Source organism: Corynebacterium mustelae (assembly GCF_001020985.1).
Classification (GTDB): domain Bacteria; phylum Actinomycetota; class Actinomycetes; order Mycobacteriales; family Mycobacteriaceae; genus Corynebacterium; species Corynebacterium mustelae.
The window spans coordinates 1421486-1435173 of the sequence record NZ_CP011542.1 but is presented as its reverse complement, the minus strand read 5'-3'; the positions used below and the strand labels follow the sequence as shown (position 1 = coordinate 1435173).

The following is a 13688-nucleotide window of genomic DNA, read 5'->3' as shown; positions in this document are numbered from 1 at the left end:
GTGTAGAAAAAAGACGCGTCGAGCAGGACATTTTGCAGTGATTCTTGGCTAGTTTTCAGATTCCTCTTCATCTGGAACATTCCATACAGGCAAAACTTTGTTCCCCTTACTCCATTCCACCACCGTCGCCTGTGCCAACGGAAACCAGTCCCCTGACCGCGGGTCGCGAAACAGCGCGGCCTCGGGCACATCCGCTTTGCGGCGAATCCCCGAAACCTCCTCCGCGGTCATCCCCGTCACCTCCCCACTGGCAATGAGCTGACGTGCCGCTTTGATCCACAATGAAGAAAACTGCTCATTGCGACACAATAAACCCTGCCGCTCCCTCTTGGTGAGGTGGAGGAACTTCAGCGGCGTTTGTTGCAACGTGAGCCACTGCGCGAACCCCAAAATTTCGCCGGTGAGTGGGTGACGCCGCGGGTACGCTTCCATTCCCGTCCACCATTCGGGACACAACGCCCACACTTGTCCCCGCGCCGCACCGCGCAACACCAGCACACTCCACTGGCCATAGCCTTCCTCGGCAAGAAAGACGATCCCCCGCATGAGCTGCCCATACAGCGGTTTCGTCGCTTCTTCCGCAAGCGTGTTATCCTCCCACGCCGCAGGATTGTCCGTGAGCGGGTCACAGTATACGGGTGTCTCTGCTGTGAAGGGAAAGTCCTGCGACCAATCGACATTGCCCGGCGCGTGAAACCGTGCCACGATTTCGCTGCCAGCATTTTCTGGGGTGATCAAGAATTCACGGTACTCGTCAGGCAGCGGTACTGTGAGGGTTTCTTCTGCACTTGTGAGCTTGTCGACGCCGACACCTGTCCCCTTCAAAAGTTCAGCCTCCTACGTGTGTTCGTTGTTTCGTGGTGGTGTTTTTTCGTACCGCTGTGTCTCATTGGGGTATCACCTGAAGAATATTTGCCGCATTACTTAAAGTTCAGAATAACTACAGTGCCCACAGTTAACCATGGTTCCCTACGGGAAAGGTCCCAATGCTATTCACAGCAACTTAGCGTGACGGTGCTTAGCTTCCCTATTTACAATTTTGGTCGTAGCGGACTTACAATTTTGAACATAACAGATTTGAAGCAAACCATTTTGCCCGATTGAACAGCGAGAATAGAAATCTGAAGAACGAAGATTTCAAACTGCACTCAACCGCGCTGATTTTGTGAATTGTCAAGGTGTTAATGCCCGCAGCAATGCGAGAATATAAATCCAAACAGAAGCCACTATTAAATATGGAAGCAGATTTTTGATGAATGAATGGTTATCCCTTGCGATAGGTACAGGCGCCGGAGGATTCCTTTCTTGGATGCTAACACACCTCTACCACCGCAAATCGGCTAAGGCTAACGCAGCCGCGATCGCCGAGCTAAAGCACAAACTGGACGAGAGCCATCGCCGCGAAGAAGAATTACGCATTGTAATCGAACACAACGAACAGCGACGACGTATTTTCGATGTTCGTAACAGCAGGTTCTCACGATATCTTGCTGATCCAACAAAACCTGTTGAGATAACCATTAACGATTCGTACTGTGTCGAGCTCAGGAATATCTCTGGTAAAGATCTTAAGCAGGTAACCTTAGCCTCAATTCCATATACAGAATGTGCTTCTATCTGGGGTGAAGGGTTTTTCTATCAAGATGCTTGGTTAGCTGGCGATCAGCTGCATTTCAATAATCCAGATTGGCTCTGGGAGACTGACGGAATTGGTATGAGCTGGTTTGAAGGGAGCAGCTATTATCCCAAATTTGTATATGCCCCCTTTGATCCTTCAAAAAATATGGCGGAATACCGAACACCGAGCTAACACTGAGGTGAGTCGTCAATGTAGTTGCTAAAGAGATCAATGAAGAAAGGCCTTCCGTATCATGATTGCAGACGAGTTCAAGTCACATGAGCTTTGGAAAAAGCTTGAAGAAGCAAAGAAAATTGTAGAGGAATTTAGCCGACCGCTTGATAAGAAACAGCAGGATGTTGTGTTTAGTCAAGTCCCCTCGATAGCTGAAGCGGTGTTGCGTCACAAGAGAAACTCCTCTGCGCTCTACTCGCCTTCGCTACTATCGGAGATGCTTGATGCTTGGAGTAATTTAATTCATTACCTAGACCTAAGCAATCAGGGCTCAAACTACATTGATTCAGTCCAAAACTATGTAAATGTCATTATTGAGCGGCATGCAAAGTGGCCAACGACCTTCGCTCTAAAAGGCGGGGCAGTACAAGCAGCAGTAACCAGTTTTGAGAATCTGGCTGACATGTTGCAAAAACGGATGGAATTTTTAGAAAAAGAAATCCACACCAAGAATCAGGAAATTGCCGATCTCAATGCTAGTCACTCTGCGAGTTTAGAGGAGCTCCAGGAAAAAATTCGTGATCTTGAAGCCCAGCTTGAAGCGGTGGACGATGGTATTGAGGACCAAGAAAACATAATTTCTGAATTATCAACCAAACACAACGAAACCTTTTCGGAGGCGCAAGAAAGACGCCAGGGATTGTGGCAAGAATGGCTTGATAAACGAGGTGAACATTTTGGAAACGCAGTTGAGAAAGAGCTTGATGTAATTCGTGGTCAACAAAAGGAGGGGGAAGAAACTCTCGATGCGATGAAAGTCCTTAGAGACGAGGTTGAAGAAGTCTCTGGCAAAGCTGTTGAGGGAATACTTGCCAAGGACTACAACAGTTATGCTCTACGCGATTGGGTATCAGGGGTTTTATCTGCTTGTATTGGCCTGGCAGGTATTTTGGTGGCAGTATGTGTGCTTTTTCAAACTATGGCAGGGCTTTCTCCGCACACTCCTACATCTTGGCAATGGACTGCGTTAAAGCTAACACTGACTTTCTTAATCTCTGCTGGTTCAACTGTTAGTTTCGCTTTTGCGCGGCAGTTCTTTGCACAATCGGAAAGTTCAAAGCGCATTGAACTCGAATTGCGTGCTATCAACCCATTTCTCGCAGGTCTTGGTGACAAAAAGTTGGCAGATGATGCCAAAGTCAAATTCATCGAAAGAGCATTTGGCCAGCCCCAACTCACCAAAAAAGAATCGAAGAGCGATCCAACTAACGCCGCCGACTTAGTTACAATTCTGCAAAGCATCCAACCATTCATAGGGAAAGGATCTCAAGCAAACTAGGAAATCTATTCTAATTGGAAACATAAAGAGATCGTTTTTCTAATGAACCGGTGGTATGAATCCATGTGCCCCCAGAAATCCTCACACCATAATTGCCGTTTCGCCCTACCCATAGTGTGCTCCCTCTACTGATCGACGCGCAGGTTAGGCGCGATGTGTTGTGCTTTCTTCACGGCGGCAGTTTTCTTAGTCTGCGCGGCAAGTGCATGGAGCCCCGCCCACGCGGCCGCAGGGATACGGCCAGTGTGAGTGGCCGCCACCAGCAGGCCAAGGTGTTCGGCCACAGCACCTACTATTCTGCCCAACCACCGTGGTGGTTTTTCTAGGGCGGCGTGGTTAAGTGACTCGGTGAGGATCGGCCACAGGCACGCCACGGTTGTGTCGGTGATCGCGGGGACGAGTTTTCCAGGATTGAACTCTGGCAGCGCCACAACCTCGGCCATGACTGTTGCCACGGCCTTAGGGCTTATCCGCCTCTGGGATGCCACATGAATGAGCTGGTCTTGGGCATAGCTACGAGCGAAATCCCCAGTGGCGCACACAAGCAGCAGCGCCACCATGGAGTTTGTAAAAGGCAGGTGGAGTGGCCCTTCCCTGCCGTCTGCTTTCCACTGTTTCCACGGTCGGGGTGTGTCGGCTAGGCACGCTTTCTCACCTTCGACGAACAGGAAGTGGGTTTCCGTCGCGGTGGGCGCGTACCCCCACGAGCACATGGCAACAATAAGGTTGGAGTCTGGGTTAAACCGGTACTTGGATTCATCGTGTGGGAATGTGATGATTGTGTCCAACCGGTTCTGTGTGGTTGTGGTGGGAACCAGTTCGAGGCGGTAGTGGGCGCCGTCTGGGTATTCGGCCAAAGTTGTGATTGTCTTCGGCCACAGTTTGTTTAGTTCCGCCTCGGTTGGGCGTTGGACGGGAAGTTCCACATGTTTTTCTTTCACCGGTTCCGGTGCAGCCTTAACACCCAGCGCCGCAGCTAGGCTCACCGCACCCACGACGGCTTGGGACTTTCCGCCACGCGCAGCCATGGCCTGGACCCCTGGGATCTGGTGTGCTGCGTCTGGGTGTGCAGCGATCACCGCAGGCAGGTAGTCGGTCATGGCCGCCACCACGTTCGTGGCACCGGCGGGTAGCCGCTTCTCCTTCGCCATGGACGTAAGTATTCCGTCCCAGATGGGCCAGCACAGCGACAGCATTCCGGCGTCGACAAGCTCCCGCATCGCCGTGACCAGCGCCGGAATCTGCGCCCACCCATGGGGCTTCCAGTCGAGGTACGCCACGTCGACCCGTTCGGGGCGCACAAGTCCGCGCTCCCACGCTTGGCTAATCGCCTGCATCAGCCGCTCGTTCAGTGCTGGTTTGAGCGCGCGTTGAATCCCCACCATGTTCATCAGTGCCCCGACCCCCAGTGGTTCGGCGCGGTGGGCAAGCTGCTCCGCAACGGGTACGGGGTTGGGGTCCACGAAACCGGAGTAACATAATTGCGTGCAACAGGCGTCGCCGAAGTGCGGGAACGTAAACGGGGTGAGCGAGTCGCCCAGCACACTGGGGCTTAATGTAAAGCGTGCCGCAAGCGACTTAGGAAGCTGCACCGATTCGGGTTTCCATCTCTCTCGCCCCAGTGTGAGTTCCGGTTCCACGAACGGATCGTCCACGTAGGCCGTGGTGGTTTCGATTGCGGGCCACCGGTTCTTGGCGCGGTCTGTCACCATGACGGGGCTTTCTAGCAGATCCGCGCTTGATACGCCCCGAACATCGAGTCGGCACAGTGCAAGCAGTAGGTCGGGTGCGAGTACGTCGCATTCAGCTTCCTCGTAACGGCCAAGTCGCGTGAGCAGATCGTCGATCGTGATCCGCAGATCGGGAAACGAGGGCGCAGACAGCATCGTGGGGATCTTCCCTAGGTGTGCTTCGAGGGCGTCGTCACAAAGCGAGTTGATGGTGTGCCATTTCCCAGGTGTAGCCCACGAAATCCTTGGGTTTTTCGCCCATTTTTCCCACAACCCCGACCCGCGCAGCACCCGGCGTGCGGCTTCACAGTCTGTGTAGGCAAGCTGTACCGCGTATGCCCGCGCCTGCTCAGCCTCCCCATCGCGTAGTGCTGCGAGTAGGGTGTCTGCGGTGGGTTCTTTCCACGTCAGGGGCTGTATTTGCCATAGGGGTGGGGGTTTGTTCCAGGTCGCCGTGGTGGGGTTGGGTGCGTGTGTGAGTTCGGCGATGCGCTCTTGAAGCTTGTCGACGGCGCCACCTACCACGCTGGGGGCATCGGCGAGGGCGTCGAGTACGGCTTGCCTGGCTTTTTTCGTGTTGGCGTACAGGCCTGCGAGGGCAAGGTCACCGGCTTCTTCAGGGCTTAGGTGTGTCAGAAGCGGTGGGATAAACAGTTCCAGCATTGCTGATTCGCCGGTTCCCACCAGTTGCCGGATAATCCCAAGGTGCGCCAGCATTTCCTCGTGCGTGGGATGGATACATGACTGAAGAATGTGGGCCCACTGGTTGCGGTCTTTGGGCCTTATGGGTCTGGCAAGGTCCTGCCACAAGTACTCAAGTGCCTTCTCGCGGCTAAGGACGTTCTTCTCCAAGGCAGCGATCACCGCGGCACCGATGGGGCCGAAAGCGGGCAACCCTAAAGAAAACGCGTGGTGAAGGTGCTCGGGGAACCGCTGGAGGAAGACATCGCGGTCGGGGTAGTTCTCTTCAAGGGCGCTTTTGATAAAGATGGCCCAATTGTGCAGGTACTGGCGTTTTTTAGGGGTGGGGAGTGCGTATTTGTGCACCAGCACCACCGATAGCCGCCCACCTGGGGTGTAGGTGTGCTGGCCGCTCCACTTTTCATTACTGGTACACCTAGCCACGTAGGCGGCGGCTATGTCTGCGGCTTGTGGGTAGCTGGCGATGAGCTCTAGCTGGGCTTGTTCACTGTCGGCTTCCTTCAAGGCGCGCCAGATTTTCTTCGTCAGTGGGGAGTGGTTGTTCACCTTGTGTTAATTCTTTCTCGTCTTTTCACGACCACGCCACTGGGTATCCCTCGCGCAGTGGTTGCCATGTGCCTGTGTAGGGGTCGAGGAATTGCGCGTTTTCGGGGATTTCGGCGATTTTCTTCAGCACTGCGATTTCAGCCTCGCCTATTCCTTTCAGCTCGCCTCGGTGCAGGTGGTACCGCATGGCGGTCTTCCCCTCAGTGCTAGTTTTGGGGTAGCTCAGCTCTGTTACCTGCTTCTTCGGCAGCGCCGTCAACCGGTAGGGGTCTTGTTGAAGCTTAAGCCAGTGCGCAAAGTCGAGGGGTTGGTGTGTGATGGGGTGTAGTCGCGGTTCGATGGTTACCCACTCGTAGTCGATTTCGCAGTTCCATACTTCCCCGTGGGCACGACCACGCAGCACGAGGACGGTATGCGGGCCGAGCACGCTTCCATCCAGAAGAACCACACCGTGGTGTGCGGGTTTTTCGTAGTGTTCGGTGGTGTAGGCAACGAGAGCGTCGTAAAGCTTTTCGACGTCGCCAGGGCCCATCTCACCTTGAAGATTCCGCATCGGTTCTGGCTCCTGGCGAACCGGCTGGTCGGAAGTGAACGGAAAATCTTGAGTCCACTCAATGACTTCATCCAAGTTACAAAAATACTGGGTGATCTCATGGTCAGCATTGGCCGGGTTGAGGAGAAACTCCCGGTAGTCTGCGGGCAACAGGCACCCTAAAGTAGCTTCCGCCTGTGCGATACGGTTCTCCATCAAAAATCCTTTCTCACAAAACGCCGCCCCCGATGCCTGTTAGCTATGGGAAATAAAGACGACCCAGTCTGAAGATTCTATTCTTTCTCCTTCCCCTCACACGAGGATTTTCATGCAACTTCCTGAAAATGACTACTGCCGCAGCCACCCCCTAGCACAAGAGTTAACGAACTACTTAGCCACTAACGAATCCACCTCGTTTCTGCACACACATGCACTAGGCTACTTACACCAGTACCCTGCTTCGCCATAGGAAACCCGCTACAGCGAGCTCCACAACGGCACACGCCATAAAAAGCACCCCCAAACTGCCGTAATCAGCCCACCAGCCACCCACCAACAGCGCTAGCGGATACACCCCTTGCCCCAGAAACCGACGGGCACCAAACACAGATGCCTGAATATCCCTAGGAGTGCGCTCCTGCCATAACGCAGTCAACGGAGTATTTGCCCATTGAGCAGACACGTTGCGCACGAAACTCGCCGAAATCACCAACGCGAAAACACCCAGAACCAACGGCAACACCATACGGCCAAACACCGCCCCACCCACAATGCCTGCCAGCACAATTACCGACCGAGGAAGCCAACGCCCAACCCACAAGACCAATGCCGCACCCACCACTAGGCCGCCAGCATTCGCAATATTGTACACACTAAGCCGAAACGACTCCGGCCACGTCGATTCCGCACTTATCACCACAGCAAGTAACGCTGGTAATGCCAGCCCATTAGCCAAATTCAGAACAGCAAATGAACCCTGAACCTGGCGAAGATCCCGTTCCGCCAGAATGAAACGAAATCCTACAGTCACACCGCCAGAAATCTTTCGGTGTTGCCGCGCCGGGAAAGGAAGAAATGCCACAGTAACAACCGCAACAGTTGCCACAATGGCTTCGACAGCAAACAGAGCCGCTGGGGACGCAAGTGTGTACACTGTGGCCCCAACAATGGGCCCCAGAAACAGCGGAATATTGTCAATCAGCGCCACCAATGCGGCTGCACTGGTCAGATTTTCCTCCGTGCGAAGCTCCCGAACACTTGCTTGCAGGCTCAACTGCTGGGCACTCATGCCACAACTGTGAACAAACACCAACGTAAGAACCACAGGAATATCCGCATCGTGAGACACCGCCACCGCCAAACCTACGCTACTTATCGCAACAACGGAGTCGGCAAATATGATCCCCATCTTGCGGGAATACCGATCTAGCAACGCCCCAATCACTGGCGACAAATAGATCATCGTGCCGTAGGTGATGGCCATCATCACCCCCAACAAGGCAGCCGATTTTCCGGCAGCATACACCGGTCAACGTGATCGCCATTGCGCTGCCTTGTGCCGCCAGCAGGAGGACAAACTGGGCTGCCCATAGTGTGGTGAAAGTGAAACTAAATTTTCTGTCTTTACCGGACCAACCTGCGCGAAACCGAAGAATCAGCTTTTTTGGAAACATACCCTACTCTAAATTTTGTGGCGCACACCGAATGTGGCAACTGTACCCCAAGGGTCTTCCTTACATCTAGTAGCTGTATTTTGAGCTTTTCGACGCCCCCTTAGCCACTCACATTCCGTTTTAGCCAATGTTTCCCCTTATACATATGCGCCTAGTAGTACGGTGGGCTTGAGGTAAACCGTCGATAAGCTCAACTTTTGGCTCATACACCGTCATCTCATGCAGCGCGCCCAACTTTTGCTTAACTCTGCGGGTGTTTGTTCTTCAACGATCTAGTCCCTCAAAAACAATTTCTCTGTCAGAAAAATGTAGTTTTAGAACAGTTTTTCTCTGCGCGACGAAAGAAAAAGTTACGATAAACACGCCCCCCTAACACATCACCCTCACATACCTTATATGAAACTTTTCGATCTTTTCCCCGAAAATGAATACCAGCGTTGCCTGGACGAAGGCCTACTCACACTGCGCAGCTACCCTCACTTGGGATTATCCATCGTGGGCTATTCTCCACTGTGCCAAATGCTGCACAAATGGGGCGAGGTGACGACCGCGGCACGCGGCATCATTTTCGACACGGCCACCACCGAAATCCTCGCCCGCCCAGTCAAGAAGATGCTCAACTACCAGGTGGAGAAAAACATCACCCTCGCATGGTCGGAGCCGGTGGTCACCATGGACAAAGTCGACGGGTCGCTCGCTATCGGATACCCGCGTGACGGGCAGCTGCGGCTTGCCACCCGCAGCGTCCTAGAATCCGAACTCGTCGACCTCACACATGACCTGCTGCAAAAAGTACCTGGTGGTCAATCATGGATACCTGCGGGGATCACCCCTTTCTTCGAGGTCATCCACCCCGAAACCCGAGTCATCGTGGATTATGGGCAACAAGAATCCCTCGTCCTTCTAGGCGGAATCGTCATCGAGACCGGTGAACACGTCTTCGTCGACGACCCTAGGCTTTCCGGCTGGCACGGCGAACGTGTAGAAATCTTCCCCGAAGCCACCTTCGCCGAAGCCGTGGCAAAACCACCCCGCCCAGGGCAAGAAGGACTCGTGGTAGTCAGCCGGACCACCGGCAACCTAGTAAAAATCAAACAGGCCAACTACCTGCAACTTCACAAGAAACTCACCGCGCTCACCTCCACCGACGTCCACAGCGCATGGGTCAACGACACCATCACCGACCTCATCCACGATGTGCCCGACGAAATGTACCAAGACATCAGTGCCCTCATCGCCGACCTGAACGAGGCCGTCCAGCCGCTCCTTGCAGCCGCCGACCGCCGAGTCGCCGAAACCCTCACCCAGCTTCAACTACGCCACATCACCGAAGTCACCGGCCCCCTGCGCAAAGCGTTTGTCGTGGAGTATCTTCAGCGCGGCGGGAAAGAAACCGAACTGGCCTACGTGTTCAACGGCAACCCCAAACTATTTCGCCGACAGGTCAAACCCGACTCTTACTCCCTCGCCATGCCCCGCAAAAACTTCCGCGCCACCTAAGTCAGGGAACACACCTCACCCGAATCGGTGTGGGTGAGCTGGAACCGGCCGTCGTCAAGCACAAGGGTGCGTGCACGGTCAGCGCCATCCCCACTGATGCGTGGCCACTGCGCCACAACCCAATCCCACTCAAGCGGCGCACGCGAATCCAACAAGTTCCACATGCACTCATCAAGATAACCCTCCACCATGTGCGCGGCATCAAACCGCCCCTCCCGGAAAAACTCAGGGCTGCGACGATACGACTCCACCTCAGGATTAAACCACGTCAGCGTATCCCACGCCGACAAACCACTACCACTAAAACTCCTCGTCAACGCCACAGTGCGCGCCTCATCCCAGATTTGGTAGCGCCGCGGACTCGACAAACCACGCCCAGGAAAACACGCAAAGAAAAACTCCGAAGCGTCAAAATCAACACCATCAATCACACAAAAACCCTGTGACCACCGCAACGACACACTCTCCACCACACCAGTCACAACACGTGCACGCGCTTCCAACAGCGCCAACTCAGCAGGAGAATGCGCTGAACCAACATGCTGCATTTTCTTCGCACCCTGCTTTTCGGAAAAAACAACCTGAACCGCAATCGCACCAGAACCAGTAGAAACTTTCCGCACATAAGCACTCATACAAAATCACACTACAACTACCCCACCAAAACACCCCCTTAGTGCGGAAAAATCTTAACCCACCACAAAGAAAACCCCAAGCTCACAGTGTCAAGTCCGAAATGAAACACAACCCATGAGCCAAGTCGGGCCATCCAAAAAACGGGGTCTGCAAAGCAAACAGCGCTGCATCGATTTGGTGCGGCTTGGGCTCTACCTGAGCATCAAAAAGGAGCCCAGCAAGTTTGCCCACATGATCTGATGCATAAGAGCGGTCGAGCTCATGTGCATACAACTTTGCCTGGTAGTTCCCAGCCTGCACCATAATCTAGATTTCCCACCTCGTAGGAGCACTCACCTTGTAATCCAGACCAATCGCTTCAAAGTGCCGCTCCGCTGCACGAATCTTCGCGTTTTCGCTTGGGCGGCGCTTCATCGGATCCTGGCTGGACTTCGTTTCACGAATCAAATACAAGTGATCCCTGCCGTCTTCATCCTTCTTTACGATCGCCCAGTCAGGGTTGTACGGGCCAACCGGAGTCGGGATCTTGAACGGGTCGGGCAGCTTCATGAACATCGTGATGTCTTGGCGATTATCCAAAAGCTCAGCAAACTCACGCTCAACTGCGGAATCAAAAACCACGTAATCGAAGTCAGTCTTTTCCTTGTTGCGCACTTCGTACAGGTTGTCTAGGAAGCGGTCCTTCTCGCGTTGCCCGTCAGCCTGCAACTCACGAAGCTCGTAGATCTGCCCACCGATGGGCTCATACTGCACACCATCAATTAGCAGCTCAGAGAGTTGCCCTTCGATAGCGTTTTTCGCCATCACGATGAAATCATTCGGGTTGTGCAGGAACTCTTCCATACGCCCAGACTTTTGCAGAATCTCAACGATAGTGCGGCGTGTGAGAGAAGTGGCCTCTTGCAGTTGGCTAATGATGTCTGGCAGGACGTAGCCGTCAGTAATCAACTGGGTTCGTGAGCCAAGCTCACTTTGTTTAGGCCCACCACGCGTAATCTTCATTTCGTTACGCTTCACACGAATTTGAATCGGGTCAATCTTCGGTGCCTGTTTAATCATCGAAACGCAGCGATAAACCAGCTCATCGCGATCCACTGTTACCCGATAGGTGGTGCGCTTGGAGATTTGATCCCAGAAGTCCTCAAACTCCTGGCTCCAGTACAACTGTTTATTGAGTTTGCGAGCCACACGAGAGCGCTTGGGCTTAATGATGGTTTCAACCTTGCACTTCGAAACCGTCTGCACGATCTCGTTGTACAAGCCCTCAAATTTCACCGGCGGTGCGTAAATGAAGTCGATCGTGTTTGGCTCAAATGCAGGCAGCACCTGACCAGAAGAATCGATAAAACCTTGCTCCTTCAGTGATTGCCAAATTAGAGCAGAGTTTGAAGTACCAATGCGTTTTTCCTTGCCATCTACGGTTTGGGTGAGCTTCGCGAACTCGCTTGAACGGACGAAACCAATGTTCACACCAGCGCGCTGATACTCATCCTGCAACGCTGCAGCGAACTGCTTGTATGACTCATTTGCCACCACGGTTAGCTGCGCGACACCACGATCCGCGATTCGTTCACCATCACTGTTCACCGGTAGGCGCAGGCCACGGCCAATGGTTTGCCTGCGCTCAGTGTTTGATGCCATGTCACGCAGGGTGCAGATCTGGAACACATTCGGGTTGTCCCAGCCTTCACGCAATGCAGAGTGCGAGAAGATGAACCGCACAGGCTCATCCTGACTCAGCAAACGCGCCTTGTCTTTCATAATCAGCTCGTAGGCGTCATCATCAGCTTTAGTCTTGCCAGTCGTGTCTTTGAAAGTGATGACTTTGTTCCTGCCGCTGCCTTTGCTCATTTGGGCGAAATACCCGGAGCGCACATCAATAGGATCTTTTGGCAGATGGGGAAGGTCACGCTTTTCGAGTTCTTCAAGGTATAGTTCATCGAACCAGCGCGAGAAGTCACCGCTCGCATCAAGATTGTTTACACCATCTCCCAGGTAAGAGGCAACCTTGTCAATGAAGAACAGGGAGAGAACTTTTACGCCTTGTGGATAGAGCTGTGCTTCACGATGGAAGTGCTCACGGATGGTTTCGCGAATCATCTCCCTAAACACGGCGCCTTGGTTGCCACCAATTTCTTCGCCAATATGCAGCTCACCATGGTTAGTCAGCTCGATCATCTCTGGCGCAACACTGATACCTGAAACTCGCCAGTTACCCGAATAAGCGGTGTTGCCGTTCGATTTAAGCTCCAGATCATCACCGTCTTTAACGTTGACAATTTTCTTCGCTACCGAGCCGTCTTTCTTCTTCACCAGCAGCTCAACCCGAGCGACGAATGGATTACGCTTGACCTCAACCAGACGAATATAAGGCTTCGCAGCAGAACCTTCTTGAGTAGCATCAGCCACAACAATCTGCTTCACCAAACCAAGATCATGCGCATCAACCGGATCCAGCGAATAAACCAGGTTTCGCTTAGTGCGGTGAGTAGCTGAATAGCGCAGCGCGCACAGCGGGTCGAGCTCACCCACGGCAGACTGAGCCAGCTCGGACTCCATGTTCTGCGGCTCATCCATAATCACAATCGGACGAGTAGCAGCCAAGAAATCAATCGGCTTCAAACCGTTCAGTCTGTCCCGCTCCTGGTGCATGATGCGAGTGTTCTTATCGCCGCGGAGAGAGTCAATGGTCATCACCATGAACTGCACGGAAGTAGCAGTAGCAAAATCACGCACTTCTTCTGCACGATCACCGGAATAAACCAGATGATCGAACTGCAACTCTGGATAGAGTTCACGGAAGTGGTTCTTCATCAACTCGATACTGGTTTTCACACCCTCACGGATGGCAACCGATGGCACCAAAATGATGAACTTCGTGAACCGGTAATGGCGGGCAAGCTCAAAAGCTGTACGCAGGTAAACATAAGTTTTACCGGTACCGGTTTCCATCTCGATATCAAACTGCAAACCGTCAGCCAGCTCATTAGAGAGCTCAATACCGTTATGGTTTTGCACCTCGCGCAGGTTCTCAAGGATGGTCTCTTCCTCGAGAACCAAATTGTTGCCAACAGAACCGGTTTCGAGAGTTAGGTCCAGCTGGTTCGGTGCTGCCTCAAACGTTTCTAGCGCCGCGCGTAGCTGGTCAGCATCGGCAGGCTGCCCCTGAAACAACCCAACAACCGCGTTGATGGCTTCCTGCTGGTAGGGCTGGTGAGCGTCAAACTTAAACTTCATC

9 protein-coding genes are annotated in these 13688 nt (G+C 53.3%); 3 read left to right on the top strand and 6 right to left on the bottom strand.

Annotation, left to right across the window (positions count from 1 at the left end):
- Positions 1-48: 48 nt before the first annotated feature.
- On the bottom strand, positions 49-825 hold the full coding sequence (locus CMUST_RS06650; RefSeq protein ID WP_047261859.1) for an SMI1/KNR4 family protein: 777 nt from the start codon (positions 823-825) through the stop codon (positions 49-51).
- Between the two features lie 427 nt (positions 826-1252).
- Between CMUST_RS06650 and CMUST_RS06645 the strand changes: the two genes are divergently transcribed.
- The gene (locus tag CMUST_RS06645; protein WP_047261858.1) at positions 1253-1810 is read left to right on the top strand and encodes a hypothetical protein; all 558 of its coding nucleotides are present in this window, start codon (positions 1253-1255) and stop codon (positions 1808-1810) included.
- A 61-nt stretch (positions 1811-1871) separates the two neighbouring features.
- The gene (locus CMUST_RS06640) at positions 1872-3131 is read left to right on the top strand and encodes an AAA family ATPase (protein ID WP_047261857.1); all 1260 of its coding nucleotides are present in this window, start codon (positions 1872-1874) and stop codon (positions 3129-3131) included.
- Positions 3132-3256: 125 nt separating this feature from the next.
- Here the strand turns inward: CMUST_RS06640 and CMUST_RS06635 are convergent, their stop codons facing one another.
- The 3 genes from CMUST_RS06635 to CMUST_RS06625 all read right to left on the bottom strand — a co-directional run bounded on the left by CMUST_RS06635 (position 3257) and on the right by CMUST_RS06625 (position 8166).
- Positions 3257-6109, bottom strand: coding sequence for a hypothetical protein (locus tag CMUST_RS06635; protein WP_047261856.1), 2853 nt, complete (start codon positions 6107-6109; stop codon positions 3257-3259).
- 25 nt (positions 6110-6134) lie between these two features.
- Positions 6135-6857 carry an SMI1/KNR4 family protein gene (locus CMUST_RS06630; protein ID WP_047261855.1) on the bottom strand — a complete coding sequence of 241 codons (723 nt, stop codon included), beginning with the start codon at positions 6855-6857 and terminating at the stop codon, positions 6135-6137.
- Between the two features lie 226 nt (positions 6858-7083).
- Positions 7084-8166 (bottom strand): MFS transporter, encoded by a 1083-nt coding sequence (locus CMUST_RS06625; protein ID WP_047261854.1) that lies wholly within the window; start codon positions 8164-8166, stop codon positions 7084-7086.
- A gap of 544 nt (positions 8167-8710) precedes the next feature.
- Here CMUST_RS06625 and CMUST_RS06620 point away from each other — a divergent pair.
- Complete coding sequence (locus CMUST_RS06620; protein WP_052844568.1) at positions 8711-9814, top strand: RNA ligase; 1104 nt, start codon at positions 8711-8713, stop codon at positions 9812-9814.
- Here the strand turns inward: CMUST_RS06620 and CMUST_RS06615 are convergent.
- Together CMUST_RS06615 and CMUST_RS06605 are read right to left on the bottom strand one after the other, a co-directional pair.
- The gene (locus CMUST_RS06615; RefSeq protein WP_047261853.1) at positions 9811-10449 is read right to left on the bottom strand and encodes a hypothetical protein; all 639 of its coding nucleotides are present in this window, start codon (positions 10447-10449) and stop codon (positions 9811-9813) included. The genes CMUST_RS06620 and CMUST_RS06615 overlap by 4 nt on opposite strands.
- A gap of 307 nt (positions 10450-10756) precedes the next feature.
- On the bottom strand, positions 10757-13687 hold the full coding sequence (locus tag CMUST_RS06605) for a restriction endonuclease (protein WP_047261851.1): 2931 nt from the start codon (positions 13685-13687) through the stop codon (positions 10757-10759).
- Position 13688: the final 1 nt, after the last annotated feature.